Here is a 25,710-nt window from a genome sequence, read left to right on the forward strand (position 1 = left end):
CCGTCGGGGCGCGTGAGGGCTCAGGCCGCGTGAGCCTTGGCGCCCGAGACGAACGCGTCCCACGCGGCGGGGGTCACGCGCAGACTGCCCTTGGCGTGGTCCTTGGTGTCACGTACGTGGACTGCTGTGCAAGTCCTCGCCACCTCGATGCAGTTACCCCCGTCGGGGCCGCTGTGGGTCGACTTGATCCACTGGATGGGGCGAGGCTTCACAGGCTCTCCAAGTGCTTTCTGATCAGGTCCGCGCTGTCACGTGTTGGCAGTGCCTCCGCAGTGAGGTCGTCGAAGGCGGATGCGGCGTTCCGTACGTGCTCGGGGTCGGTGATGATCCCAGCCGTACGGTACGTCTCGACGCACACCGAAGTCACGTGCGCAGGAGACCGCAGCAAGGTGACGGGCCACTCCAGCAGGCGGTGAGCCTTGGCCCGCTTGGACAGCACCTGGATTCGGATTGTGGGGCTCTCGCTGTGTCGCAACAGTGCGTGCAACTGCTCGCGCATCACTTCAGGGGGGCCGATCTCCCGCTCGACGACCGACTCGCACAAGATCACCCTAAGGCTCGGCGGCCTGGCACCGGACAGCCGGTTCTGTCGGATCAGGCGCGAGGCCAGGGACACCGCAACCTCCGCCTCCGTGCACCGTGGCAGCCCGCCGCGAAAGACGGCACGTGCGTACTCGGGCGTCTGTAGCAGGCCCGGGACCACCGTCGGGGACCATTCGCAGATCTCGATCGCTTCCCGTTCCAAGGCCATGCGGCGGCGATACAGAACGGGAACGCCTTGGTCGGCGATCTCGTCCGCCAGTCGCTTGAACAGCCCGTCGGTGCCGAAGAACTGGTCGAGGATCGCGGGTATGCCGGCGGGGATCGAGCCCGCGCCGCTCTCGATGCGGCTGATCGTGGACTTCGAGGTGCCGATGTGCCGGCCCAGGGCGGTCTGGGTGAGTGGGTGGGGGTTCCACAACTCGCGGGCGCTGCGGAGTTCCTCGCCGAATTGTCGGCGTGGGTCGGCTGCTTGGGTGTCCGGCTCTTCTGCCACGCGGGGCTCCCTCCCGGGCTTCTGGTCGCATCGAGCATTCCGCCGTATTTCCCAGTTCACACCGAACGGCATATGCCGCCGCGACCAGGTCACCGGTCGGGAATCGAAACGTTGGCGCAGGTGTCCGCAGAGGAGGAGCCTTGTGGACGTGAGCGCCGAACACGGCGAATTCTCAGGTGAGTTGTGACCTGCGGTATTCGGCTTTGTTCGGCTCGGTCGTCGAAAAGAAATGCGAGGTGTGCGAATGCGGGACGAAGAGGAGTTCGACAGCCCGGCTCTGCCGGCGCCGAGGCCGGTCGTGGGGTGTGGGGAGTGTGCCGGGTTCGAGGCGCGGCGGGTGGTGGCGGCGCGGGGCTTCGACCACTCCGCCGTGACCGACGCGCGCGTGCTGCTGCGGCGGCACCTGGACGCGGCGCACGCCGAGCAGCCGACCGTGGCGATGACCATCCGCGTCTCGCGGGACTCCGGACGGACCTGGGGCCCGACCGTCGTGCACCCCTCCGACCCCCGCCAGGGCCCGCCGCCGGTGCGGGCCGTCGCGGCGCCGTGCGCCTGCGGCTCCTGTGACCCCGAGCTCGTCCGCCGGGCCGAGGACGCCGGCCTGCGTGCGTCCGGGGCCGGGGGTGGGGCCGCGACCTGAGGTCGGGGTGGGCCCGCGTGGCGCCCGGCTCGCCGCGGGCCCGGGGTCCCCTTGACGGCCGTGTCGTCGCTGACCAGACGAGAGGGAGGGTGGTGGGATGGTTCGGGGGATGTCGGGAAGTGGGGGAACGGGCTGAGGAGGGGTGATCGTGGGCAGTGGTGAGGCTGGGCGGGTCGGGCGGTTGGCTGGCAGGGTGTGTGTGATCGCCGGGTGTGGTGGGGAGATCGCGGAGGCGGTCGCCGTGCGGCTCGCGGCGGAGGACGGTGTCGTCGTCGGGATCGATCGGGCCGAGCCGGTCACCGGTTTCCCCGTCTTCGCCGCCGACCTCACCTCCGAGGACCAGGTGCGGGAGGTGTTCGCCGCGATCACCGCCGAGTACGGGCGGATCGACGTGCTCCACAACAACGCCGGCCCCCTCCACCGCGAGGACCGTTCACTGTTCGCCGGCTCCGCGCAGATCTGGGACCGGGTCTTCCGCGACAACCTCACCCCGGTGGTGTTGGCCTGCAAGTACGGGATCCCGGCGATGCTCGCCGGCGAGGGCTCGGGCGGCGGATCGGTGATCAACACCGGGTCCTTCCTCGCCGGGATGGGGGCCGCGACCGCGCAGATGGCGTTCTCCGCGGCCAAGGCCGCCGTGACGCAACTGTCCCGGGACCTGGGCGTCCATCTGGCCCGGCAGGGGGTCCGGGTGAACGCCCTCGCGCTGGGCCCCGTGGAGACGGCGGAGTCCCGGGCCATGTTCGAGACGTTGGGTCCGGACGGGGCGGCGCGACGGTTCACCCACATCCCGACCGGACGCTTCGCGACCGTACGGGAGATCGCGGGCACGGTGGCCTACCTGGCCAGTGACGACTCGGGGTACGTCACGGCCTCGGTCGTCCCGGTCAACGGCGGAATCCCGCACGCGTACACCCTGCCCGAGTAGACCCTCGCGCCGGGCCCGAAGCGCTCCCCGAAGGCCAAGGGGTGGGCGGGGATGGCTTGTTCGGGTGGGTCTCGTGGGGGCGTCGCGTCCTACACTGTGCGGCACGCGAGCACCGAGCGGGGGCATGGTGTGACACAGGGGGCACGGCCCGGTGACGTGATCGGCGGTCGCTACGGGTTGATCGACATCGTCGCCTCGGGCGGCATGGGCCGGGTCTGGCGGGCGTCGGACGACCGGCTCCACGTGCAGGTCGCGGTCAAGGAGTTGTGGTTTCAGGGTCCGCTGTCGGAGGCCCAGCGGGCGGTGGCGGTGCGGCGGGCCGAAGTGGAGGCGTTGAACGCCGTCCGGCTGCGCGATCACCCGCACATCGTCACGGTGCACGACGTGGTCGTCGAGGACGGCGTGCCCTGGATCGTCATGCAGTTCGTCTCCGGAGGCACCCTCCAACAGCGTTTGAAGGGAGGCGCGTTGCCGGTTTCGGAGGTCGCGACGCTCGCGGTGTCGCTGCTGGAGGCGCTGCGGGCCGCGCACGCGCAGGACATCGTGCACCGCGACGTGAAACCCGCGAACGTCATGATCGACGCGACCGGCCGGGTCCTCCTCGCCGACTTCGGCATCTCCGCGCCCACCACCGGCACCGGCCTGACCTCGACCGGGGTCGTCATCGGCTCCGCGCCCTACCTCTCCCCGGAACGCGCCGCCGGCCTGCCCGCCGGCCCGGCCGGCGACATGTTCTCCCTGGGCGTGACCCTCTACGAGGCGGTGGAGGGTCGCTCGCCCTTCCTCCGGCCCTCCGACCTGGCCTCCGCCCACGCCGTCCGGTACGAGCCGTACCCGCCCATGGAGCACGCGGGCCCGCTGCGGCCGCTGATCACGGGGCTGCTCCGGAAGGGGGCGGCGAGCCGGCTCACGGTCGACCAGGCGCTGGCCCTGCTCGCGTCCGCCATGGTCGGCGCGCCACCGGAGGGCCCGCCCGGGGACGAGTACACGCGGACGCGGGACGTCGGGCCGGTCGAGCCCCCCGTGCCGCCACCCCCCGTGCCGCCGCCGCCCGGATCGGCGGAGCCCGGATCGCCACCGCCCGGATCGTCGGCCCCCGAGGCGCCGCCCGAGCCGCCGTCCGGGGACGCGGGGGAATCGGAGCGGGTGGCGCTCCGGATCACCAACCTGGCCGGGGTGTCGATCCGGGCCGTGCTCGGGGTGGACGAACTCGGGGACATACCCACCGGCAGGACCCTCGGGTACGCCCTCGAACCCTTCTCCGCCCGCACCCTGCGGGTGTCGGCCCCCGGGTTGGCCACGGTCCCGCGCATGTTGCGCCCGAAGCCCGGCAAGGTCCTGTCGGTCACGGTGCGCAACGAGGACGGCGCCCTGCGCCTGACCGGGAGCGGGACCCCGCCCCGGCCCCCGCGTCCCAAGCCGGACACCGCCGGCAAGGCCGGCAAGGACAAGGTCGACGTGGGCGTGCGACCGCCCATGTCGTCGTCCCAGCGGCCCAAGCCTCCCGTGCCACCGTCACCGGCCCCCTCAAGTTCCGAAGCCGGCAATGTGGTGGTCGGGATCCTCGTCATCGCCCTGATCCTGGTCGTCCTGAACTACGTGAACTCCGAGGGCTTCTCCGGCTGGGCGAGCCACTACCTGAACGATTCGGTCGCGTCGGCGAGGACCGGCGACTGTCTCTACGCGGACGTCCGACAGGAGGCGCGGCCCGGCGAGGCGGCGACCTCCGACGGGCACGCGTGGGTGACGGTGCCCTGTTGGGCGGCGGCGGCCGAGTACGAGGTGCGGACGGATCCGACCTACGTCGCGAACTTCACGTCCGCCACCTGCGTGATCGGGGCCAGTGTGATCTGGGTGTCCCAGGAGCCCGGCTCCGTCACCGGGCCGAACCGATTCCCCGGCACCTACCTGTGCGCGGCACCCAAGACCTGACGCCCGAGCGCTCCCGTCAGCGATTGTCGAGGAACTGTCGGCAGATGCCGTCCGTGTCCCGCCAGAAGCTGTAGAGGTCGCGGCCGCAGTACGTGGTGGCGTCGTCCACGCCCAGCAGGGACAGCAGGGTGCGCACGAGGTCGAAGAACCACACGTTGACCGTCGGGATCCACAGCAGCGCGAACACCAGCAGCAGGCCGAACGGGGCCAGCGGGGCCACCTCGCGGCGCACGCGCGCCGACAGCCAGGGCTCGATCACCCCGTACCCGTCCAGGCCCGGCACCGGCAGGAAGTTCAGCAGCGCCGCCGACACCTGGAGCAGGGCCAGGAACCCGAGGGCGAACACGAACGCGGTGGGCACCCCGTCGAGCGCGTCCAGCCAGAACGGGGCCGTGCACACGACCGCGAACGCCACGTTCGTCAGCGGGCCCGCCGCCGAGATCAGGCTGTGCCGCCACCGGCCCCGGATCGCGCCCCGGTCGATGTACACCGCGCCGCCGGGCAGGCCCAGCCCGCCGAGGATCACGAACAGCACCGGCAGCACGATGCTGAGCAGGGCGTGCGTGTACTTCAGCGGGTTCAGGGTCAGGTAGCCGCGCGCCCCCACCGACAGGTCGCCGCTGTGCAGGGCGGTCCGGGCGTGCGCGTACTCGTGCAGGCACAGCGACACGATCCACGCCGAGGTCACGAACAGGAACACCGCGAGCCCGATGCTCTCCGCGTAGTCCGTCCACACCGCCCACCCGGTGACGGCCATCACCGCCACGATCCCGAGGAACACGGGACTGATCCGACGCTCCGCGCGCCCCACCTGACTCGTCATGCGCGCAAGATACCCGCCGGCGGGCCGTTCGCCCCCGCCAGAAGGATTCGGACGGCCCCGAACCCGTCCCCGCGCCGATATCGGGCCGCGTTCACCGGGCGGACCACGCACAATGGGCCGGTGCGTTACGTGATTATCGGCAGTGTTCAGGCCATCCGCGACACCGACGAGCCGGTCCCGCTCGGCGGTGCCCGCCTGCGCGCGCTGCTGACGGCCCTGGCGCTGCGCCCGGGTCGGGCCGTGCCGCACGACACCCTGATCGACGAGGTGTGGGAGGACGCCCCGCCCGCCGACGCCCCCGCCGCCCTCCAGGCCCTCGTGGGCCGGTTGCGGCGGGCACTGGGGCGGGAACGGGTGGCCTCCGACGCCGGCGGGTACCGGCTGGTGGCCGCGCGGGACGCCGTGGACCTGTACCTCTTCGACCGGCTCGCCCGGGAGGCGGCCCGCGCCCTGACCGCCGTGCCCGCCGATCCGGCCGCCGCCGAAGGTCTCGCCGGGCGGGCCCTCGCCCTGTGGCGCGAGCCCGCCGACCAGGCGCCCGGCGAGCCGGGACGGTGGGCCACGCTGCGTCGCGAGACCGTCCGCACCCGCCTCGCCGCCGCCCTCGACCTCGGCGGGCGGGCCGAGGCCCTGCTGCCCGAGCTGGACGAGCTGTGCGCGGGGCATCCGCTGGACGAGCCGGCGCAGGGCTTGCGGATCCGGGCGTTGCGGGACGCGGGCCGGCCGGCGGAGGCGCTGGCCGCGTACGAGGAGGTGCGGCGCGGGCTGGCCGACCGGCTCGGCGCCGATCCGGGGCCGGCGCTGCGGGCCCTGCACCGCGAACTCCTCGACCCCGGGCCCGCCGCCCCCGTCCCCGGCCCTGTCCCCGCCATCGCCCCAACCCCCACCCCCGTGCCCGCTCCCGCCGACGATGCCGCGCCCGCGCCCGGGGGGCTCGTGCCGGCTCCCGAGTTGCCGGCGCCGGTGCCCGGGAACCTGCGGGCCCGGTTGACGACCTTCGTCGGGCGGGACGAGGACATCGCCGTGCTCGGCGCGGACCTCGCGCGCTCCCGGCTCGTGACCCTGCTCGGGCCCGGTGGGGCCGGGAAGACCCGGCTGTCGCAGGAGGCGGCCGAGGCGCACGGCGGGGCCGGGGCCTGGCCGGACGGGGTGTGGATGGTCGAGCTGGCGCCCGTGGACGACCCGGAGGACGTGCCCGAGGCCGCCCTCGCCGCGCTCGGCGCGCGCGAGACCCGGCTGCGCGGGGCCGCCGCCGAGGAGCTGCGGCAGCTCACCGACCGGACCGGGGACGATCCGCTGACCCGACTCGCCGAGCACTGCGCGCGCCGCCGGATGCTGATCCTCCTCGACAACTGCGAGCACGTCGTGGCCGCCGCCGCCCGGCTCGCCGACCACCTCCTCGCCCGCTGCCCCGGCGTGCGGATCCTCGCCACCAGCCGTGAGCCGCTGGGGGTGCCCGGCGAGCTGCTGCGCCCCCTGGATCCGCTGCCGGACCCGGCGGCCCTGCGGCTGCTCGCGGACCGGGGGCGGGCGGTGCGGCCCGGGTTCGACGTGACGGCCGATCCGGGGGCCGCCGCCGAGATCTGTCGCCGGCTGGACGGGATGCCGCTGGCGATCGAGCTGGCCGCCGCCCGGCTGCGGATGCTGACCCCGCGCCAGATCGCCGACCGCCTCGACGACCGCTTCAGGCTCCTGACCGGCGGCGCCCGCACCGTGCTGCCCCGGCAGCAGACCCTGCGGGCCGTCGTGGACTGGTCCTGGGACCTGCTCGACGCCGAGGAACGGACGGTGCTGCGCCGGCTGTCGGTGTTCGCGGGCGGCTGCGACCTGACGGCCGCCGAGGCCGTGTGCGCCGACCCCGACGCGCCCGCCGGTCCCGGCGCCGACGGCGAGCCGCTGTTCGCGGCCGACGTGCTGGGGCAGCTCGTGGACAAGTCCCTCGTGATCGCCGAACCCGATCCGCACGCCCCGGCCGGGTCCGCGATGCGCTACCGGCTGCTGGAGACGGTGTCCGAGTACGCGGCGGCCCGCCTGGACGAGGTCCCCGGGGACCGGGCCGCGGCCGAACGCCGGCACCTCGTGCACTTCCGGGAGCTGGTGCGGGCCGTCGAACCGCGGCTGCGCGGGCGGGAACAACGGGCGGGCGCCGCCCTGTTGGGCACCGAGTACGAGAACATCCGCTCCGCGCTGCGCCGGGCCGTCGCGGCCCGCGACGAGAGCGAGGCCCTGTGCCTCGTGCACGGCCTGATCTGGTACTGGGGGATGCACGACCTGCGGGGCGAGACCCGGCACTGGGCCGACGCGATCGCCGAACTCGGCCCGGACCCCTTCGCCGCGCCCGTCGTGCCCGCCGAACCCGTCCTGGACCGGGTGCTCGACGTGACCCCGCCCTACGCCGGGGAGCTGCTCACCGAGGCCCGGCGCGGGATCCGGCTGTTGCAGTTGGCCTCCCGCGACGACCGCAGCGAGGAGTGGCAGACGCCCGAGACGCAGGCGGTCGTGGACGGGATCCTCGCCTCCTACCGGCCCGGTCTGCCGCAGACCTGCCGCACCCCCGGCACCCTGTGGATCTACGCGGTGATGATCAACGGGGATCCGGAGCTGTTGGCGCGGACCCTGGACGCGACCGTGGAGACCGCCCGCGAGCTGGGCTTCGACTGGGAGCTGGCCACGGCCCTCCAGATGCGGGCCAACGTGCTCGCCAACCGGGTCGAGTGGGCCGGGGACGCCACGCGGGACGCCGAGGAGAGCCTGGCCATCCACCGCCGGCTCGGCGACGACTGGGGGTGCGCCGAGGCGCTGTCCGCGCGGGCCGAGGCCCGTGAGCGGGCCGGGGACTGGACGGCGGCCGTCGCCGACTACCGGGAGGCGGTCCGGCACGCGACGAGCCTGGGGGCCAGCGCCCAGGTCACGGTGTTGAAGGTGCGGATGGCGGGGGTGCTCGGCGAACTCGACGAGGGGGACACCGCCGAGGACCTGCTCACCGAGGTGCTGTCCGGGCCCGGGGAGTTCGGCAACGAGGCCCTGCCCGCCGCCCGCATGTTCCTGGCCACCCGCTACGGCCGCACCGGCCGGTTGCCGGAGGCCAGGGCCCAGATCGCGCTGTTGCGGGAGGAGTTCGCGTCCGGCGCGTACGCCGTGTTCGAGGGCTTCCTGCTGGGGGTGGTGGCCTGGTTGGACAACCTGGAACGGGACTGGGCGCGGGCCCGGGTGAGTCTGCGGGGGGCGCTGGCCGCGGCGGCCGATCCGCTGGCCCTGCTGATCGCGCCGCAGATGACGGCGACGTACTTCGCGACGGGCGCCGTGGCCCTGTCGGGGGTGGCCGCCGAGACGGGAGAGAAGGAGCCGGCGCTGGACGCGGTGCGGCTGCTGGGCGCCTACCGGGCGCGGTTGCCGGCCGGGCACCATCCGGTGTTCACCGAGCGGGCGAGCGTGGCGGAGGCGGAGGAACGGACGCGGGCCCTGTTGGCGCCCGAGGAATGGGAGCGGGCGCACGCCGAGGGCGGCGACCTCTCCGTGGGAGAGGCCACCGCCCTCGTCTGACCCCCGGGCACCCGCCGCGGCCGGGACGCGATCCGTCGCGCGGCGTGAGGCGGGCTCGGGCCCGATCCGCCTCGGGGTGTCCGCGGGTCAGGTCTTGTTGCGGAACTTGCGCACGGCCAGCGGGGCCGTGACCACGGTGATCGCGACGGTCCAGACCAGGGTGATCAGGACGGGGTGGGCGATCGGGCCGGTGCCGTTCATCAGGTTGCGGGCGGCGTCGGCGAGGTTGGACAGCGGGTTGACGTCGGTGAACGACTGGAGCCAGCCCGGCATGGTGGTGGTGGGCGCGAAGATCGAGCTGCCGAACTGGAGCGGCATCAGCACGAGCATCGCCATGCCCTGCACGGCCTGGGCGGTCTTCACCGTCAGACCCAGCAGGATGAAGATCCACATCAGGGAGGCGCCGAACAGCAGGGACAGGCCCACGGCCGCCAGCAGGTGCAGGAAGCCGCCGGGCACCGACATGCCCAGGATGAGGCCCATGACGAGCAGGATCGTGATGGCCACGATCATCCGGCCGACCTCGACGACGATCTTCGCGATGAGGACGGAGGAGCGGGCGATGGGCATGGACCGGAAGCGGTCCATGACGCCCTTCTTGAAGTCGTCGTGGACGCCGCTGCCCACCGCCATCGCGATGTTCATGCCCATCATGGCCATCAGGCCGGGGATCAGGTAGTTCACGTAGGTGTCGCGGTCGCCGGCGATGGCGCCGCCGAACACGAACACGAACAGCAGCGTGAAGACGATCGGCATGAACAGGACGTCGAACATCGACTCCGGATCCTGCTTGATCTGGAGCACGTTGCGGCGGGCCAGGGCCCCGATGTGCCGCAGGTGGGCGCGCAGGCCCAGCCGGCCCTCGGCGGGCGCGGGCCGCCCGGCCGCGGGGGTCGGGGCGGACGGGGACGGGGCGCTCGTGGGCGCGCCGGCGGTGGTGACGGTGCTCATGCCGCGACCTCCTCGGGGGACAGGACCTCGTCGGTCGGGGTGGTGGCGGGGGAGGCGTCGGCCTTCTGGCCGGTGATGGCGAGGAAGACCTCGTCCAGGCTCGGCAGGTAGGTGCCGAGGTCGGCGATGCCGAAGCCGCGCGCGGCCAGCAGGCCGACGACGGCCGTGAGCTGCTCGTCGGAGAGGATCGGCACGAGCAGGGCGCCCTCGTCGGGCACGGCCTGGCTGCCGGCGAGCCCGTCGAGGCCGGACTCGGCGAGAGCGCGGGCCATCGCGGGCAGGGCGGCGGTGTCGGCGGGCACGATCCGCAGGGTGCGGCCGCCGACGCGGGCCTTCAGCTCGTTCACGCCGCCCCGGGCGATGACCTTGCCCTTGTCGATGACGGTGAGCTCGCTCGCGAGCTGCTCCGCCTCCTCCATGTACTGGGTGGTGAGGAGCACGGTGGCGCCCTCGGCGACCATTCGCTGCACCTCGTCCCACACCTCGTTGCGGGTGCGGGGGTCGAGGCCGGTGGTGGGCTCGTCCAGGTAGAGGACGGCGGGGCGGCCGATCATGGAGGCCGCGAGGTCGAGGCGGCGGCGCATGCCGCCGGAGTAGTGCATGGCCGCCTTCTTGGCGGCGTCGGTCAGGGAGAACCGTTCCAGCAGCTCGTCGGCCCGGGCCCGGGCCTCCTTGCGCGGCAGGTCCAGCAGGCGGCCGATCATGTACAGGTTCTCGCGGCCGGAGAGCTTCTCGTCCACGGAGGCGTACTGGCCGGTGAGGCCGATGGTGCGGCGCAGTTGCCGGGGCTGGCGGACCACGTCGTAACCGGCGACGAAGGCGGTGCCGGCGTCGGGGACGAGGAGGGTGGACAGGCAGCGGACCAGGGTGGTCTTGCCGGCGCCGTTCGGCCCGAGGACACCGAGCACGGTGCCCTCGCGCACGTCGAGGTCCACGCCGTCCAGGGCCTTGGTCTCGCCGAAGTGCTTGACCAGTCCCCGGACCTCCACGGCGTTGCCGCCGCTGCGGGGGGTGTTGTCGTTTCGCGTCATGTCCCACAGGAAAGCAGCGACCACCGACAACGCGCCGACAGCCGACCGACAGAACCATCGGCAGCGGTGTCGGCGATGTGTCGGCGAGCTGTCGGGACCTGTCGGCGGCTGTCGGACGTCACGCGGGCGGGGGTCAGTGGAAGGCGTGCTCCTCCTGCGGGAAGGAACCGCCGACCACGTCCTGGGCGAAGGCGCGGGCCGCGTCGCCCATCGTGCGCCGCAGGTTCGCGTACTGCTTCACGAACCGGGGCAGCTTGCCGTCCGTCAGCCCCATCATGTCCGTCCACACCAGCACCTGCGCGTCACAGTCCGCGCCCGCGCCGATGCCCACGGTCGGGATGTGCAGGGACCGGGTCACCTCGGCCGCCAGCTCGGCCGGGACCAGCTCCAGCACCACCGCGAACGCGCCCGCGTCCTGTGCGGCCTTCGCGTCCCGCAGCAGCCGGTGCGCCGCCTCGTCCCCGCGGCCCTGCACCCGGTAGCCCATGGCGTTCACGGACTGCGGGGTCAGGCCCAGGTGCGACATGACCGGGATGCCGGCCGACACGATCAGCTCGGTCTGCGCCAGCGAACGCTCCCCGCCCTCCAGCTTCACCGCGCCGACCCCGGCCTCCTTCACCAGCCGGGTCGCGCTGCGCAGCGCCTGCGTCGGGCCCTCCTGGTAGGAGCCGAACGGCAGGTCGCCGACGACCAGGGCCCGCCGGGTGCCGCGCACGACGGCCGCCGACAGCAGGGTCATCTCGTCCATCGTGACCGGGACGGTGCTCTCGTAGCCCAGGTGACAGTTGCCCATCGAGTCCCCGACCAGGATCACCGGGATGCCCGACTCGTCGAAGACGGACGCGGTCATCGCGTCGTAGGCGGTGAGCATCGGCCACTTCTCGCCGCGCTCCTTGGCCAGGGCCAGGTCGCGGACGGTCACGCGGCGGTTCGCCTTGCCCCCGTAGAGGGTGGGGCCGGCCTGCGGCGCGGGTGCTGCGGCGGATGCGGGTACGGGCGCGGGCACGGCGGTGCCACTCGCGCCCGCGTCGCCCGAAGGCGAGACGGCGTGCGTCATCGGAACTGCTCCTCGTGTCATCTCGCGGCGCCCTGACGGCGTCCACGGACTCCCCTCCATGGTGGCATCCCGCGCGCGGGACGGGGAAGGGGTCGGCAACGGCCCGGGAACGATCCGCGAACGGCCCGGGAACCTCCCGGCCGGCGAGGCCGAACCGGCCCGCGGTGGGGCCGGAGGTCCGGGTCCTGAGACTCCCGACCGGACCGCTGTGCGAGCCCCGGACGCGACGCGCCCGGCCGAATGTGCGCGTTTCGTGACATCAGGAACCCGCGGCGCTGCTCTGATCGTCAAAGCGGTCGTACGGCCGTTCCAGGCCGGCACGGAAGGCTTCCGTCATCGCCTAGGGTCAGAGTCGCGGACGGAGCGCGAGGCACGGCAGTGAGGGTACGGGCATGGCACAGGCGTATGTGACGGAGTCGGGGAACGGCGGCTCCGAGCAGGAGCCCTCGGGATCCGGCTTCGGGCGCCGTTGGGCGGCCCTGCGCAGGGATCCGGGCATCTGGCGCCGGGGGCTGGTGCTCGCCGCCCTCGCGGTCCTCGTGGCCCTCGTGATGATCTTCCACGCGAGCCTGCCCAACGACATCGGCAACCTCGGCAGCCTCACCGAGACCTTCCTGCCCTGGTTCGGGCTGGCCGTGCCGCTGCTGCTGGTCGGCGCCGTGTGGCGGAAGTCGGCCACGGCGCTGATCGCGACGCTGCTGCTCTCCGCGGTCTGGCTGAACCTCTTCGGCTCCCTGTGGACCGACAAGTCGGGCACCGGCGGCAACCTCACCGTCGCCACCCACAACGTGGACGCCGACAACCCCGACCCGAGCGGCACCGCCGCCTCCGTCGCCCGCTCCGGCGCCGACGTGCTGGCCCTGACCGAACTCAAGGGCAGCGCCGTCCCCACCTACGAGAAGGCGCTCAAGGACACGTACAAGTACCACGCCGTGCAGGGCACGGTCGGCGTGTGGAGCAAGTACCCGCTCTCCGCCGACCGTCCCGTGGACATCAAGATGGGCTGGACCCGCGCCATGCGCGCCACCGTCGAGACCCCGCGCGGCCAGGTCGCCGTCTACGTGGCCCACCTGCCCTCCGTGCGGGTCAAGCTGAACGCCGGGTTCACCGCCAACCAGCGCGACAACAGCGCCGACGCCCTCGGCCAGGCCCTCGCCGCCGAACCCCTCAAGAAGGTCGTCCTCCTCGGCGACCTCAACGGCACCATGAACGACCGCTCGCTCTCCGAGGTCACCTCGCAGATGCGCTCCACCCAGGGCGCGGCCGGCGACGGCTTCGGCTTCTCCTGGCCCGCCCAGTTCCCGATGGCCCGGATCGACCAGATCATGGTCCGCGGGATCAAGCCCGAGGCGTCCTGGACCCTGCCGCGCACCGGCTCCGACCACCTGCCGGTCGCCGCCCGCGTCACCGTCTGAGCCGACGGGGCCGCCGGGGGGTCGGGGCCGCCGGGGCCGGTCAGTAGACGGCCACCGGGCGGCCCTCCAGTTCGTGCACGCGGACCTCGGTGTCGAAGATCTCCGTCAGCAGTTCGTCGCGCATCAGGTCCCGGGCCGGTTCCGAGGCCACGATCCGGCCGTCGCGCAGGGCCACGATCCGGTCCGACCAGGCCGCCGCGAAGTTGATGTCGTGGACGATGAGGACCACCGTCCGCCCCAGTTCGTCGGCGGCCCGCCGCAACTGCGCGAGCATCCGCACCGAGTGCTTCATGTCGAGGTTGTTCAGCGGCTCGTCCAGCAGGATGTACTCGGTGTCCTGCGCCAGCACCATCGCCACGTAGGCCCGCTGCCGCTGCCCGCCGGAGAGTTGGTCCAGGTGCCGGTCGCGCAGCGCCCCGAGGTCGAGGAACTCCAGGGCCTCGTCCACGATCCGCCGGTCGGCGGCGGTGTGCCGGCCCTGGTTGTGCGGGAAGCGGCCGAAGGCCACGAGTTCGGCGACGGTGACGCGCGCGGTGAAGTGGTTCTCCTGCCGCAGCACCGACAGCACCTTCGCCACGTCCTGCGACTTCGCCTTGTGCACGTCGAGGCCGCCGACGGTGACGGTGCCGGTGGTCGGCTCCGCGATCCGGCCCAGGATGGTCAACAGGGTCGATTTGCCCGCCCCGTTGGGCCCGACCAGCGAGGTCACCCCGCCGGCCGCGATCTCGCCCGAGACCGGCCCGAGCACCGTCTTGCCCTGGTAGGACTTGGTGATGTCGCGGAAGGTGATCACAGGGTGCCCTTTCGGAGCAGACAGGCGAGGAACACGGCCCCGCCGAGGAACTCGATGACGACGGTCAACATCCCGGACGCGTAGAAGACGTGCTCCATCGCGAACTGGCCCGACACCAGGGTCAACAGGCCCAGCACGAAGGCCATCGGCAGCACGATCGCGTGCCGGTGGGTACCCGCGAGCTGGTGGGCGACGACGGTCACGACGAACCCGAAGAAGGTCATCGGGCCGACCAGCGCCGTGGACAGGGCCAGCAGCACCGAGATCATGATCAGCGCCTGGGTCAGCTCCCGCTTGTGCGCGATGCCGAGCCCGGTGGCCGCGTCCCGCCCCAGCAGCAGCACGTCCAGCCGGCGCCGGCGCCGCCACACCAGGAACCCGATCACCGCGCACACGGCGAGCGCGAGCGGCAGGTGCCCGGCGTCGGCGGTGCCCAGCCGGCCGTACAGGCGGGCGGAGAGCACGTCGTACTGGGAGGGGGACAGGAGGCGCTGGAGGAAGGTGGAGAGGCTGGAGAAGGCCAGGCCGAGGGAGACGCCGACCAGCAGCAGCACGTGCAGGGAGCCGAGCCGGCCGCCGAACAGCCACCGGAACAGCAGGGTCGAGAACCCGACCATGAGGAGGGTCTGCACGACCAGCTTGGGCAGCCCGTCGGTGGCCGCGAGGGTCGCGCCGCCGAACAGGAACACCGTCAGCGTCTGCATGAGGGTGTACACGGACTCGAAGCCCATGATGGACGGGGTCAGCAGCCGGTTCTGCGTCACCGTCTGGAACAGCACGGTGCCCACGGACTGGCAGAACGCGGCCACCACCATCGCCCCGAGCATCGTCGCCCGCCGCTCGAAGGCGAACTCGAAGGAGCCGCGCACGAAGGCGAACAGGAACGCGGCGACCGCCGGCACCAGCAGCGCCGCGAGCAGCCACACCCGCAGGTGCGGGGCGAGGTCGCCGAGCCGCGGCCGGCGCCGGGCCGCGGTCGGGGTCGGGGCGGGGGGAGCGGTCTTGGTGATCTCGGTGGTCTCGGCGGTCTCAGCCATGGAGGGTCCTCCGCTGCCGCAGCAGCATCGCGACGAACACGGTCGCCCCGACGGCGCCGAGGATGACGGTGGACGGGATCTCCAGCGGGGCGATCACCACGCGGCCGATCAGGTCGCAGACCGTCATCAGGGCCACCGATCCGCACACCACCCACGGCAGGTTCGCGCGCACGTCGTCGCCCCGGGCCAGGGACACCAGGTTGGGGATCACCAGGCCCAGGAAGGGGATGAACCCGACCACGGTGGTGGTGACCCCGGTGGCCAGGGCCACCATCGTGACGCCGACCAGGACCACCCGCTCGTGCCGCAGCCCGAGGTTGGTGGCCACCTCCTTGCCGAGGCCCGCGATCGTGAACCGGTCGGCGGCCAGGTACAGCACGAGGACGACGACGGCCACGATCCACAGCGGCTCGTAGTGCCCGCGCACCACCGAACTGAAGCCGCCCGAGCGCCAGGTGCTCAGCATCTGGAGCAGGTCGGCGCCGGCGGCGAGGTAGAGGGTGACGGAGGAGACGATCGCGCCGAGCATGATGCCCACCAGGGGCACGACGATCGAGGAGCGAAGCCTGATCCGGCGCAGCACGCCGAGGAAGACCAGGGTGCCGAGGAACGCGAACACGCTCGCGGCGACCATGCGCTGCATGACGCCGGCGGCCGGGAAGAACAGGGCCAGCACGAGCACGCCGAGGGCGGCCCATTCGGCGGTGCCGGTGGTGGTCGGCTCGACGAACCGGTTCTGCACCAGCATCTGCATGATGACGCCGGACACCCCCATCGCGGCGGCGGCCAGGACGAGGGCGAGGGTGCGGGGGACGCGCGAGATGAGGAACATCTCCAGCGCGTCGGGATCGTCGATGAGGGCGCGCAGGGAGATGTCGTAGCCGCCGACGAAGAGGCTGGTGACGACGAGTGCGGCGGTGCCGAGGCCGGCCAGGGCCAGGGCTGCCGCGGGGGGCGGGCGGCGCATGGGGTCGCTTCGATCGTTCGGGTGCGGTGGGGGCGGGGCGCCGGTCGGGGAGGCGCCGGTGCCCCGGCGAGCGGTGGCTCGGCCGGGGCGGGGCGGTCGGGGGTGGTGCGGGGGCTCAGGCGGACTTCGTGAAGGCGCCGTGCACGGCGTCGAACGCGTCGGTGTACGCCTGGATGCCCTCGGTCACGTAGAAGTCGGGGTCCAGGTAGACGATCTGGTCCTTCGTCTTGAACGTGGTCTTCGCCCACGCCTCCTGGCTCTCCACGACCTTCTTCGCCGGGGTGATCTCCTGGCCGTCCTTGGCGGTGGCCGCGTCACGGTCCATCAGGATCATCCAGTCCGGGTTCAGCTGGGCGATGGTCTCGGGCGCCAGGCCCGAGTTGTTGTGCACGGAGTTGCTGTCCTTGCCGCCGTCGAGGACGTTCTTCAGGTTCAGCGGGGCCAGCAGGCGCCCGATCCGGCTCGCCCCGTTGTCCACCTTCCCGGCGCTGGCGACGGCGAGGAACACGCTCTCGCCCTTGGTCGCCTTGGCCGCCTTGTCGGAGGCGCCGTCGAGGGCCGTGACCAGCTCCTTGGCCTTCGCCTCCTGGCCGAAGATGACGCCGAGGGCGGTGGTCTGCTTCTTCAGCCCCTCGACGTAGCCGCCCTCGGAGTCGTCGGAGGGGGCGATGTCGATGGTCTTGGCGATCTTGGAGAGCTTCTCGGTGTGCTCGCCGAAGCGGTAGCCGCCGATGATGAGGTCGGGCTGCGCCTCGTTGATGGCCTCGAACAGGGGCTCGCGGTGGCTGCCCGCGTCGGCGATCTTCTTGTCCCCGGCCCAGTCCTCGTAGCCCTTCTTCGGCAGCAGCGGCTTGGGCGCCACGACGGGGGTGATCCCGAAGGCCCTCAGGGTGGCGAAGGAGGTGTTGTCCAGGGCGGCCACCTTCACGGGCTTGAGGGGGACCTCGACCTTGCCGTTCTTGGTGTCCACCGACACGGTCGACGCGGAGGCCGCCTTGTCCCCGTTCTTCTCCCCGTCGGCCGCCTTCGCGCCGCCGTCCTTGCCGCCGCAGGCGCCGAGGGTGAGCACCAGGCTCAGGGCCGCCGCCGTACCGAGGACCGTCTTGCGCACGCGCATGGGGGGATCGCACCTTTCGCGAAGGGGAGGGGAGGGGTGCGCGGGGGCGGGCCGGAAGCCGCCCATCCGCTCTGCACTTAGGTGAGCCTAACCTTCGCTTTTCGGTTGTCGAAGCCGCTCCGGCGATCACGCGACGAAGGACCCCGCAGGTCGGGCCGGAGGTCCCGAACGAGTTTCGCGCGGGCGCGCGGTGACGGGGTGTCGGGCGTCCGGGGCGTGCGCGCGGGCGGGAACGCCGGAGGGCCGGCGCTGTGGGCGCCGGCCCTCCGGTGGTGGTGCGGTGGTGGTGCGGGTGTCCGGTGCGGACCCGGGGTCGGGTCAGCCGATCGGACCGTCCCAGATGCCGTCCTCGTACTCCACGATCTCCGGGGTCAGCTCGATCTGGAGCGAGGTCGCGCTCTTCTTCACGCCGAAGCAGTACGTCGCGGTCGCCGACTTCCCGGGCAGCAGCGTCCCCTTGAACGGGGCGTCCGGGTCGTAGTAGAAGCGCGGGGCCTCCTCGCCCTTGTCGTCCCGGGCCTGCGCCAGGGCCGAGTCCAGCTTCACGGCGGTCTTCGAGTCGTTCTTGACGACCACGGTGACGCGCACCGTGTCCTCCGGCGGGTTCTTGTCGTACGGGTTGCGCTCCGTCTCGAACCGCTTGAGGTCGGAGAGCGTCACCGAGACGCCGTTGTCGTAGGACATGGCCTCGCCGATCTTGAGCGCGGTCACCTCCGCCGAGTCCGATTCCGAATCGTCCCCGTACTCGTCGGTCGAGCCGTCCTCGGAGCCGTCGCCGTACACGTCGGACCGCTCGGTCTGGCCGACGCTCCACTTGTCGGAGGTGCCCACGACCAGGCCCGTCAGCAGCATGCCGCCGATGGTGCCGACGAGGCCGACCCCGCCGAGGACGGTGCCCACGATGGCCATGGCCTTGCGCGGGGCGCCCTTGCCGGCCTGCACGATCGCCGCGATGCCCAGCCCGAGCGCCACCAGCGCCAGCACCGCGCCGATCATGAACACGAACGGGGTCAGCGCGAGCAGCAGGCCGATGATGCCGACGATCAGCGCGGCGAGCGCGAGACCGTTCGACTTCGGCGGCTGCGCCATCGGCGGGTACGCGAACGGCGTGCCGGCGGGCGGCGGACCGCCCCACGGGGCCCCCGGGGCACCCGGGAAGCCCGGACCGCCGGGCGGGGGACCGCCGTACGGGCCGCCGGCCGGGGCCTGACCGGGGGCCTGACCCGGGTACGCGTACCCGCCCGGGGCGCCCGGACCGGTCGGCGCGCCGAACCCGGCGGGGGCCTGCGCACCGGGCGCGGCGGGGGCGCCGAACCCGGCCGGGGCCGGGCCGGCGGCGGTCGGCGGACCGCTCGGCGGGGCGAACGGCGAGGGCGAGACCACGGTCGGCGTCGGCGCGGACACCGGGCCGGCCGGGAACGCCGAGGGAGCCGGGCCGGGCTCCGGGGCCGAGTCCGGGGACAGGGCCGGCAGGTCGAGCGTGGTCGCCGGCGGCGCGTCCGACGCGGCGGGCCGCTTGGTCAGGTCCGTGCGCGGCGGCAGCTCCGTCCGGGGCAGCTCCGTGCGCTCCGACTCCGGGCGCGGCGCGCGGCTCTCACCGCCGCCCTCGGGTATGGGGGCGGCGTTCGGGTTGGGGGGAGTGCTCATGCAGGATCCTCGCGGGGCCGGGTGTCGCTCTGCTCGTAGGCCAACCCTGTCATGAGCGCGACCCGTTCCGCTCGGGCCTTCGGGCCCCGGCCGCCCCCCGAGCGGGAGACGGCCGGGCCCCGGGAACGGCCCGCCGGGGGCCGGCGGAGGGTCAGGCCCGGTAGCCGAGCACCGTCATCATCCCGGCCTCCGCGTGGTACACATTGTGACAATGCACCATCCACAGGCCCGGGTTGTCGGCGTCGAACTCCGCCGTGAGGGTCTGCCCGGGCAGCACGGGCGCCGTGTCCTTGCGCGCCCCGCCCGCCCCGCCGGCCAGCGCGAAGGTGTGCCCGTGCAGGTGGAGCGGGTGCCACATCGTTGTGGAGTTGTTGAACTCCACCCGCACCCGCTCGCCCGCCACCACCCCGTGCCGCCGGTCCGGCCGGTACGGCTGCCCGTCGAACGCCCAGTCGTAGCGGGCCATCCCCCCGGTCAGCCGGATCCGCACCGTCCGGTCCGGGGCCCGCCGGGCCAGGGCCACCGACTCCGCCGGCCGCAGCCCCGCCGCCGTCCACGGCGCCCCCGACAACTCGGCGGGCCGCGTCGCCTCCGTCGGCCGCGCCCCGCCGCCGCCCGAACCCGTCCGCAACAGCGCGAGCCCGGCCCGGCCCTTGCCCTCGGCCACCGCCGTCAACGGGAACACCCCGTCCCCGGCCGTGACCACCACGTCGTACCGCTCGCCCATCCCCAGCAGCAGCGACCGGGCCTTCACCGGCACCACCGGGAAGCCGTCGGAGTGCGTCACCGTCAACTCGTGCCCGCCCAGCGCCAGCCGGTACGCGGTGTCCCCGCCCGCGTTCACGATCCGCAGCCGGATCCGGTCCCCGGGCCGGGCCTCGAACACCGACGGATCCTCCGGCACCCGCCCGTTCACCAGGTGGAAGGGGTACGCCACGTCGCCCGCGTCCGCGCCCAGCACGTCGCTGCGGGTGCCCATCGCCATCCGGGAGGGACCGGACCGGGACGGGGCGGGGGAGGGAGCGGGGGCCGGGGCGGTGCCCGGGGCCCGCAGCGGCGCGCGACCGCCGTGTCCCGTGTGCCCGCCGCCGCCGTCACCCGCGCCGCCGCCCGTGCCGTCGCCGCCCATGCCGCCGCGCAGCTCGGCCAGCACGGACTCCGGGGTGGAACCCTCCACCCCGTCCACCCAGTCGTCCAGGACCACCACCCACTCGCGGTCGTAGGACAGCGGCTCGCGCGGGTCCTCCACGATCAGCGGCGCGTACAGGCCCCGGTCCTGCTGGGTGCCCGAATGCGGGTGGAACCAATACGTGCCCGGGTGCGGCACCGCGAAGGAGTACGCGAACGAGGCGCCCGGCGCCACGTCCCGCTGGGTCAGCCCCGGCACCCCGTCCATGTCGTTGCGCAGGGCCAGACCGTGCCAGTGCAGGGAGGTCGCGGCCGGCAGGTGGTTGGCGAGGGTCAGGGACAGGGTGGACCCGGCCGTCACCCGGACCTCGGCGCCCGGCAGCCGGTCGCCGTACGCCCAGGTGCGCACGGTGCGGCCGGCGCCCAGGTCGATCGTGGTCGGGGTCGCCGTGAGCCGCAGTTCGCGGGCGGCCGGCCCGGCCTTGCGGGCGGCTTCGGCGGCCCGCACCTCGGGTCCGGCCGGATCCACCCAGCCGGCGCCCGCGTTCGCGCCCGCGCGGGGGTCGGCGGGGGAGGGGGAAGGCGCGGAGCCGTGGCCGGAGTGGCCGCCGGCGGGGGAGGAGCCGGGAGAGCAGGCGGCCAGGAGGCCGGCGCCGGCGAGGCCGAGACCGGCGCCGAGCAGGGCCCGGCGGGGCGGGGCGGCGGGCGGGTTGTGACGGGGGCGCTGATCGCGCATGGGAAACACCTCGTGGAGGTCGGTGCCGACGGATGGGGACGCGGGGGCGCGCGGCACGGCGCGGCACGGCGCGACGCGGTCACGCCCGGTCCCGGCCGGCCCCGAACGGGGTGCGGGAGGGCGGGCGTGCGGCGGTCGCGGGGTGGGCGACGCGGGGCCCCGGCGGTGTGGCGCGACCCGTGCGGAGCGGCCCCGGGCCCGGCCCGGTGTCGTCGGCCGCGCGGGGTGCGGGCGGTCGGGTCCGGCCCCGGGGCGTCGCCGTCGGCGGGACCGACGGGGACGGCGCGGGGACGCGGACGCGACCGTGCGGACGGCGCGGTGCGACGGGCGGGGCGGGGCTGGGCGTCGGCGCGGGCGGCGCGACGGGCCCGGGCGGGAGGGGCGGCGTCCTGGGAGACGGGCCCGGCCGGACCGGGCGTGCGGCGTCCTATACGCGCAGCACGACCTGACGGTCGAGGAGATCGCGCCCGGCGGGCGGCGCGGGCCCGGGCGAGGGGTGCGCGGCCCGGGGCGCGCCGGCGGTCGGATCGGCGGCGTCGGCCGCGCGCAGCCCGTGCCGCGAGGGCCCGAGCAGCAGCGGGATCAGCCCCGCGAGCACGGCCAGACAGACGGACATCGGATCCAGCCCGGAACCCGCCCCCCCGGCACCGTGCCCGGAGCCGTGGCCGGCCCGGTCGTCGCCGCCGGGCAGCAAACCGGACAGCGCCCCGTCCCCGAGCAGGCCGGCGGCCACGGGCGCGGAGTGCGCGAGGGGCGCCGCGTCGTGCGGCGTGCCCGGCGCGCGTTCCGCGGGGTGTCGGGCGGGCGGGTCGGACTGCCCGGTGGGGGACGGTCCGAAGTCGGGCGGGGCGGGGGGTGAGGCAACGTGTTCGGGTCCGGGCGCGTCTGTCCCGGTGTGAACGTCCGCCCCGGCCCGCGCGCGGGCGCCGGAACCGGTGCCCCCGGATCCGGCGGCGGTCGTGTCCGCCTCCCCGACCGAGGGCACCGCGTGCGCGACGCCCCGGACGGCGGAAGGGCCGGCGGTCGGACGCGAGTCCTCCGGATGGCCCAGCGTGTGCATGGTGACGAGCCCCACCAGCAGCGCGGCGAGCACGAGCACCCGGTGCCACCGGTGCGGTCGCGTCACGCGCGGGGGGAGGGCGGTCATGCCGGTCACCCTACCCCCCTCGGGTATCCCCGGACCCCGTGCACCCCCCACTCCCGATCTAGGATCAATCACACTATGTCCACACACGGTACGCGCAGGATCGCCGCGCTCCTCGGCCTGAGCGCCGCGGCCTACACCGCCTGGGTGCTCGAAGTGGTGCTGTCCACCGGGCTCAATCCCATCGACACCTACGTCAGCGAACTCGCCGCCCAGGACCAGCCCCTCGGCGGGCTGTTCCGGGCCACCGACTTCGTCGCCGGCCTACTCGCCTTCGTGGGCGGGCTCCTCGCCCTGGTCACCGTCCTGCGGCGCGGGGAACGCCGCGTGTGGGCGCTGCTCGGCTGGGCCGGGGTCACCCTGTTCGGCGCGGGCACCGCCTCCGACGCCTGGCTGCCGCTCAGCTGCAAGCCCACCGTGGACCCCGAGTGCGCGGCCCGCGAGACCGCCGGGCTGGTGCCCGCCACCCACCAGGCGCACGCCATCAGCAGCAGCGTCGCCATGTGCGGGGCCCTCGTCGGCATCGTGGCCCTCACCATCGCCGCCCGCCGCTACACCCGGCACGCCCCGCTGGCCCGCTACGGCCCCGTCCTCGTGGCCTTCGAACTGCTCGCGACCGTGTGGACGCTGACCTCCATCGCCCTGTTCACCGCCGGCCGCGGCACGTGGGCCCTCGGCGCCGGGCAGCGGCTCCAGGTGCTGTTCGTCGCCGTCTGGCTCGGCCTGCTGGCCTGGTCGGTGTGGAAGGAGCGCCGGCTGTGACGGACGGGCCCGAGCGGGGGACGAGCGTGCGCGACGCGACGGCGGACTTCGAGGGCTTCCTGCGCGTGGACGGCAGCCCGCTGCACGTGCTCGTCGAGGGCACCGGGCCCGTGGTCGTGCTCTCCGCCGGCCTCGGCCTCGGCTGGTTCGACTGGGACCCCGTCGCCGCCCTCCTCGCCCCCGACCACACCGTCGTCCGCTTCGACCGGCCCGGCCACGGCCGCAGCGGCCCCGTCACCGCCCCGCCCACGCTCGCCGGGGAGGCCGACCGGATCGCCGGGGTCCTCGACGCGCTGGGCCCCCGCGCCGCCGGCCCCGCCACCGTCGTCGGCCACTCGCTGGCCGGCCCGCACGCCGAGGGCTTCGCCCGCCGGCACCCCGCCCGCACCGCCGCGCTCGTCCTCGTGGACTCCAGCGTCGAGGCCGAACCCCCGGCCCCGCGCACCCCGCCCGCCCTGCGCACGGCACTGGCCCGCGCCGCCGGCGCCGGCCTCACCGCCCTAGCCCTGCCCCTGCTCCTCGGACCCGCGCTGCGCCGCGCGGGGGTCCGCGCCGCCCGCGTCGACGGCGTGGACACCGCGCCCCGCGCGGCCGTCCGCCGCTGCTACGGCACCGGCCGGGTCTGGACCGGAACCCTCCTGGCCAACGCCCGCTACCCCGAGACCCTCGCCGAACTCGCCCGGCTCCGCGAGACCCACCCGCTGACCGCGCCCACCACCGTGCTCGGCGCGTACGACGGCTCGGGCCGGCGGCGGGAACTCGACTGGCTCGGGCTCCAGGCCCACCTCGCGGACCTGCTCGGCGCCCGCTTCGAGGTCGCGACCCCGGCCGGACACCTCGTCCAGGCCGACCGGCCCCGGCAGGTCGCGCACGCGATCCGCCAGGCCCGGGGCTGACGCGCCCGACACGCCAGGCCCGGACGCGGGCCGGCCCCGCACCCCCGTCGTCTCGACAGGGGGCACGGGGCCGGCGGGGGCGCACGGGCGGCGTGGGGACGGGCCTCAGGTCACGGGGTCGCGCCCCGGGCCCGGAGCATGTCGGCCATCAGCGCGATCTCCGAACGCTGCGCGTCCACCATGCCCTGCGCCAGCTTCCGCTGCGTCGGCACCTCGCACAGCCGCGCACAGCCCTCGGCCATCGCGACCCCGCCCTTGTGGTGCTCGGTCATCAACCGCAGCCAGAACACCTCGGCCTCCCGGCCCGACAGGGTGCCCAGCCTCGCGATCTCCTCCTTCGTGGCCATGCCCGGCATCAACGCGCCCGGCTTGGTCACGGCCCCGCCGTGGTCCATCCCGGGCATCCCCGGCATCCCGGCCGTCCCGGCCGCGTCCTCGCCGCCGGAGCCGCCCTCGTGCATCCAGCTCATGGGCGGCAGCGCCGGCGCCACCTTCGGCAGGCCCCACAGGTCCAGCCAGCCCAGCATCATGCCGCGCTGGTTGGCCTGCGTGTTGGCGATGTCGTACGCCAGCCGGCGCACGTCCTCGTCCCCGGTGCGGTCGCGCACCACGAACGACATCTCCACCGCCTGCTGGTGGTGGACGGACATGTCCCGCGCGAACCCGGCGTCCGGGGACGCCGGATCCGGGGAGGTCGCGGGCGTGCCCGGCCCGCCCCGGGCCTCGGCGGCGGCCGGCCCGGGCGCGGAGTCCCCGCGCCCGGCGGCCACGACCGTGGCGCCCGTCGCGAACACCGCCGCGACCGCCACCGCGGCCAGCGCCGCCACGTACACGCGCACGCCCCCGCGCCGCCGGGGCCCGTCGACGGCGTCCGGTTCTTCGACGGCGTCGGGCCCGGTGTCCGCCTCGGGTCGTCGCCCGGTCACTGGGAGGAGACCCCGCCCGTGCACGCCGCGCCCGGCTCGGGGGTCTGCGGGCCCTGGACGTACTTCGAGAAGAACTGGTCCACGCGCGGGTCGGAGGCGTCCTTCACGGTCACCTGCTTGCCCCACGCCGACAGCATGATCGTCCCGGCCTGGTCCTCGACCGGGCTCATCAGCGTGTACTGGGTCTTCTTCACCTTCTCGGCGAGCTTCTCCACGTCCGCCTTCGGGGCCTTCGCGTTGTAGGTGATCCAGACCGCGCCGTGCTCCAGCGAGTGCACCGCGTTCACCTCGGGGATCGGGGCCGTGTACACGTCGCCCGAGCAGTTCATCCACCGCGGGTTGTGGTCACCGCCCACCGGCGGCTTCATCTCGTACTTCACCTGCGTCTCGACGTGGTTGCGGCCCAGCTTCGCCGCGTCCCACGTCTTCTCCTCCCCGATCGGCGCCTTCGCCTGCTCGGCCTTCTGCTCGGCCTTCTCGTCGGCCTTCAGCAGCACGTACGTGCCGAAGCCCACGAGGCCGGCCACGATCGCGACGGACGCGCCGATCGCGATGAACTTGTTGCGCCGGTCGCGAGTCTTCTCGGCCTTGCGCATCTCGGCTATGCGCGCCTGACGCGAGTGCGGCTCGGGGGAACGGGAGGTCTTGGTGCCCATGTCGGTGCCTGGTCCTTCTGCTGATGGGGGGTGGGGTGGAGTCGTACGGGTACGCGCGTGCACCGGTCGGCTCAGGACCGCAGCACCTGAAGGACGTGCAGATCGGGACCGCGCGCGCGAGGGCGCGCGGGGCTCGGCGGGCGGGGCGCCGCGGCCGGCACGAGCCGCACCGCGGGCGCGGGCCCCAGGACCCCGCCGGGCGGGGGAGCGGGCAGCACCCCGGCCGTCACGTGCGCCAGCGGCGAACAGCCGGCGCCGCCGTCCGGGCAGAGGAACGCGGCGCGCCCCCGCCCGGCGTCGTGGCCCCCGTGGAGGGTCGTGATCGGGCCGGCCGCGAACGGCGCCGCACCGGCGCCGAGGGCGGGCCCGACGCCGGGGGTCGTGCCGGGCCGGGCGCACAGCAGCAGCGCCGCGAACAACGCCACGACGGCGCAGGCGAGCGCCACCGGGCGCCCGCGACGCGCCCCGCGCGTGTACGGCCTACCCCCCATGGGCGCAGATGGTAATGCTCATGACGCCCGCACGGTCAGTGCGGGGTGCCGGCA

Annotated in this window: 23 protein-coding genes; 7 read left to right on the forward strand and 16 right to left on the reverse strand. The window is 74.3% G+C overall.

What is annotated here, in order from left to right; translation table 11 throughout:
• Positions 1–20 precede the first annotated feature (20 nt).
• Both ACN20G_RS19180 and ACN20G_RS19185 read right to left on the reverse strand, forming a co-directional pair.
• Positions 21–212 carry a DUF397 domain-containing protein gene (locus tag ACN20G_RS19180; protein ID WP_424214021.1) on the reverse strand — a complete coding sequence of 64 codons (192 nt, stop codon included), beginning with the start codon at positions 210–212 and terminating at the stop codon, positions 21–23.
• Positions 209–1,036, reverse strand: coding sequence for a helix-turn-helix domain-containing protein (locus ACN20G_RS19185; protein WP_424214022.1), 828 nt, complete (start codon positions 1,034–1,036; stop codon positions 209–211). The genes ACN20G_RS19180 and ACN20G_RS19185 overlap by 4 nt, the downstream gene beginning before the upstream one ends.
• Before the next feature lie 244 nt (positions 1,037–1,280).
• Between ACN20G_RS19185 and ACN20G_RS19190 the strand changes: the two genes are divergently transcribed.
• The 3 genes from ACN20G_RS19190 (at position 1,281) to ACN20G_RS19200 (ending at position 4,536) form a co-directional block, all read left to right on the forward strand.
• On the forward strand, positions 1,281–1,676 hold the full coding sequence (locus ACN20G_RS19190) for a hypothetical protein (RefSeq protein WP_424214023.1): 396 nt from the start codon (positions 1,281–1,283) through the stop codon (positions 1,674–1,676).
• Between the two features lie 193 nt (positions 1,677–1,869).
• A complete protein-coding gene (locus ACN20G_RS19195; RefSeq protein WP_424214024.1) occupies positions 1,870–2,604 on the forward strand; it encodes an SDR family oxidoreductase in 735 nt (244 codons plus the stop codon).
• A 129-nt stretch (positions 2,605–2,733) separates the two neighbouring features.
• The gene (locus tag ACN20G_RS19200) at positions 2,734–4,536 is read left to right on the forward strand and encodes a serine/threonine-protein kinase (protein ID WP_424214025.1); all 1,803 of its coding nucleotides are present in this window, start codon (positions 2,734–2,736) and stop codon (positions 4,534–4,536) included.
• A gap of 16 nt (positions 4,537–4,552) precedes the next feature.
• Here ACN20G_RS19200 and ACN20G_RS19205 read toward each other — a convergent pair whose 3' ends face one another.
• The gene (locus ACN20G_RS19205) at positions 4,553–5,359 is read right to left on the reverse strand and encodes a site-2 protease family protein (RefSeq protein WP_424214026.1); all 807 of its coding nucleotides are present in this window, start codon (positions 5,357–5,359) and stop codon (positions 4,553–4,555) included.
• A gap of 120 nt (positions 5,360–5,479) precedes the next feature.
• On the opposite strand from ACN20G_RS19205, the gene ACN20G_RS19210 reads away from it, so the two are divergent.
• Complete coding sequence (locus ACN20G_RS19210; protein WP_424214027.1) at positions 5,480–8,902, forward strand: AfsR/SARP family transcriptional regulator; 3,423 nt, start codon at positions 5,480–5,482, stop codon at positions 8,900–8,902.
• Between the two features lie 87 nt (positions 8,903–8,989).
• Here ACN20G_RS19210 and ACN20G_RS19215 read toward each other — a convergent pair whose 3' ends face one another.
• From ACN20G_RS19215 to panB, 3 genes are all read right to left on the reverse strand, one after another.
• Entirely contained in the window at positions 8,990–9,853 is an 864-nt protein-coding gene (locus ACN20G_RS19215) for an ABC transporter permease (protein WP_424214028.1), read from the reverse strand.
• Entirely contained in the window at positions 9,850–10,884 is a 1,035-nt protein-coding gene (locus ACN20G_RS19220; RefSeq protein ID WP_424214029.1) for an ATP-binding cassette domain-containing protein, read from the reverse strand. Before ACN20G_RS19220 ends, ACN20G_RS19215 begins: the two co-directional genes overlap by 4 nt.
• Positions 10,885–11,017: 133 nt before the next feature.
• Complete coding sequence (gene panB / locus ACN20G_RS19225; RefSeq protein ID WP_424214030.1) at positions 11,018–11,941, reverse strand: 3-methyl-2-oxobutanoate hydroxymethyltransferase; 924 nt, start codon at positions 11,939–11,941, stop codon at positions 11,018–11,020.
• A gap of 392 nt (positions 11,942–12,333) precedes the next feature.
• Here panB and ACN20G_RS19230 point away from each other — a divergent pair, with 392 nt between their 5' ends.
• Positions 12,334–13,356, forward strand: a complete 1,023-nt coding sequence (locus ACN20G_RS19230) for an endonuclease/exonuclease/phosphatase family protein (protein WP_424214031.1) — start codon at positions 12,334–12,336, stop codon at positions 13,354–13,356.
• Positions 13,357–13,396: 40 nt separating this feature from the next.
• Here the strand turns inward: ACN20G_RS19230 and ACN20G_RS19235 are convergent, their stop codons facing one another.
• The 7 genes from ACN20G_RS19235 to ACN20G_RS19265 all read right to left on the reverse strand — a co-directional run bounded on the left by ACN20G_RS19235 (position 13,397) and on the right by ACN20G_RS19265 (position 21,928).
• Positions 13,397–14,149, reverse strand: coding sequence for an ABC transporter ATP-binding protein (locus tag ACN20G_RS19235; protein WP_424214032.1), 753 nt, complete (start codon positions 14,147–14,149; stop codon positions 13,397–13,399).
• Entirely contained in the window at positions 14,146–15,186 is a 1,041-nt protein-coding gene (locus ACN20G_RS19240) for an iron chelate uptake ABC transporter family permease subunit (protein ID WP_424214033.1), read from the reverse strand. Before ACN20G_RS19240 ends, ACN20G_RS19235 begins: the two co-directional genes overlap by 4 nt.
• A complete protein-coding gene (locus tag ACN20G_RS19245; protein ID WP_424214034.1) occupies positions 15,179–16,153 on the reverse strand; it encodes an ABC transporter permease in 975 nt (324 codons plus the stop codon). The genes ACN20G_RS19240 and ACN20G_RS19245 overlap by 8 nt, the downstream gene beginning before the upstream one ends.
• 115 nt (positions 16,154–16,268) lie before the next feature.
• Positions 16,269–17,270: a siderophore ABC transporter substrate-binding protein gene (locus ACN20G_RS19250; protein WP_424214035.1), complete on the reverse strand. Its 1,002-nt coding sequence runs from the start codon at positions 17,268–17,270 to the stop codon at positions 16,269–16,271.
• A 318-nt stretch (positions 17,271–17,588) separates the two neighbouring features.
• On the reverse strand, positions 17,589–18,917 hold the full coding sequence (locus ACN20G_RS19255) for a DUF4352 domain-containing protein (protein ID WP_424214036.1): 1,329 nt from the start codon (positions 18,915–18,917) through the stop codon (positions 17,589–17,591).
• Positions 18,918–19,068: 151 nt separating this feature from the next.
• Positions 19,069–20,781, reverse strand: coding sequence for a multicopper oxidase family protein (locus ACN20G_RS19260; RefSeq protein ID WP_424214037.1), 1,713 nt, complete (start codon positions 20,779–20,781; stop codon positions 19,069–19,071).
• A gap of 427 nt (positions 20,782–21,208) precedes the next feature.
• Entirely contained in the window at positions 21,209–21,928 is a 720-nt protein-coding gene (locus ACN20G_RS19265) for a hypothetical protein (RefSeq protein WP_424214038.1), read from the reverse strand.
• 75 nt (positions 21,929–22,003) lie between these two features.
• Between ACN20G_RS19265 and ACN20G_RS19270 the strand changes: the two genes are divergently transcribed.
• On the forward strand, positions 22,004–22,687 hold the full coding sequence (locus tag ACN20G_RS19270; RefSeq protein WP_424214039.1) for a DUF998 domain-containing protein: 684 nt from the start codon (positions 22,004–22,006) through the stop codon (positions 22,685–22,687).
• On the forward strand, positions 22,684–23,583 hold the full coding sequence (locus ACN20G_RS19275) for an alpha/beta fold hydrolase (RefSeq protein ID WP_424214040.1): 900 nt from the start codon (positions 22,684–22,686) through the stop codon (positions 23,581–23,583). Before ACN20G_RS19270 ends, ACN20G_RS19275 begins: the two co-directional genes overlap by 4 nt.
• Before the next feature lie 110 nt (positions 23,584–23,693).
• On the opposite strand, the gene ACN20G_RS19280 is transcribed toward ACN20G_RS19275, so the two are convergent.
• From ACN20G_RS19280 to ACN20G_RS19290, 3 genes are all read right to left on the reverse strand, one after another.
• Positions 23,694–24,422, reverse strand: coding sequence for a DUF305 domain-containing protein (locus ACN20G_RS19280; protein ID WP_424215581.1), 729 nt, complete (start codon positions 24,420–24,422; stop codon positions 23,694–23,696).
• Positions 24,423–24,505: 83 nt separating this feature from the next.
• Positions 24,506–25,165, reverse strand: coding sequence for a DUF3105 domain-containing protein (locus tag ACN20G_RS19285; RefSeq protein ID WP_424214041.1), 660 nt, complete (start codon positions 25,163–25,165; stop codon positions 24,506–24,508).
• A gap of 71 nt (positions 25,166–25,236) precedes the next feature.
• The gene (locus tag ACN20G_RS19290) at positions 25,237–25,656 is read right to left on the reverse strand and encodes a hypothetical protein (protein WP_424214042.1); all 420 of its coding nucleotides are present in this window, start codon (positions 25,654–25,656) and stop codon (positions 25,237–25,239) included.
• Positions 25,657–25,710 lie beyond the last annotated feature (54 nt).

This window comes from Streptomyces dryopteridis, from assembly GCF_049606955.1.
Classification (GTDB): domain Bacteria; phylum Actinomycetota; class Actinomycetes; order Streptomycetales; family Streptomycetaceae; genus Streptomyces.

Bases quoted from the DNA above. Each gene is read 5' to 3' on its own strand.
- ACN20G_RS19190 (WP_424214023.1), top strand. From the start codon at position 1,281: ATGCGGGACGAAGAGGAGTTCGACAGCCCGGCTCTGCCGGCGCCGAGG.
- ACN20G_RS19205 (WP_424214026.1), bottom strand. From the start codon at position 5,359: ATGACGAGTCAGGTGGGGCGCGCGGAGCGTCGGATCAGTCCCGTGTTC.
- ACN20G_RS19215 (WP_424214028.1), bottom strand. From the start codon at position 9,853: ATGAGCACCGTCACCACCGCCGGCGCGCCCACGAGCGCCCCGTCCCCG.
- ACN20G_RS19220 (WP_424214029.1), bottom strand. From the start codon at position 10,884: ATGACGCGAAACGACAACACCCCCCGCAGCGGCGGCAACGCCGTGGAG.
- panB (WP_424214030.1), bottom strand. From the start codon at position 11,941: ATGACGCACGCCGTCTCGCCTTCGGGCGACGCGGGCGCGAGTGGCACC.
- ACN20G_RS19230 (WP_424214031.1), top strand. From the start codon at position 12,334: ATGGCACAGGCGTATGTGACGGAGTCGGGGAACGGCGGCTCCGAGCAG.
- ACN20G_RS19240 (WP_424214033.1), bottom strand. From the start codon at position 15,186: ATGGCTGAGACCGCCGAGACCACCGAGATCACCAAGACCGCTCCCCCC.
- ACN20G_RS19245 (WP_424214034.1), bottom strand. From the start codon at position 16,153: ATGCGCCGCCCGCCCCCCGCGGCAGCCCTGGCCCTGGCCGGCCTCGGC.
- ACN20G_RS19250 (WP_424214035.1), bottom strand. From the start codon at position 17,270: ATGCGCGTGCGCAAGACGGTCCTCGGTACGGCGGCGGCCCTGAGCCTG.
- ACN20G_RS19255 (WP_424214036.1), bottom strand. From the start codon at position 18,917: ATGAGCACTCCCCCCAACCCGAACGCCGCCCCCATACCCGAGGGCGGC.
- ACN20G_RS19260 (WP_424214037.1), bottom strand. From the start codon at position 20,781: ATGCGCGATCAGCGCCCCCGTCACAACCCGCCCGCCGCCCCGCCCCGC.
- ACN20G_RS19265 (WP_424214038.1), bottom strand. From the start codon at position 21,928: ATGACCGCCCTCCCCCCGCGCGTGACGCGACCGCACCGGTGGCACCGG.
- ACN20G_RS19270 (WP_424214039.1), top strand. From the start codon at position 22,004: ATGTCCACACACGGTACGCGCAGGATCGCCGCGCTCCTCGGCCTGAGC.
- ACN20G_RS19285 (WP_424214041.1), bottom strand. From the start codon at position 25,165: ATGGGCACCAAGACCTCCCGTTCCCCCGAGCCGCACTCGCGTCAGGCG.
- ACN20G_RS19290 (WP_424214042.1), bottom strand. From the start codon at position 25,656: ATGGGGGGTAGGCCGTACACGCGCGGGGCGCGTCGCGGGCGCCCGGTG.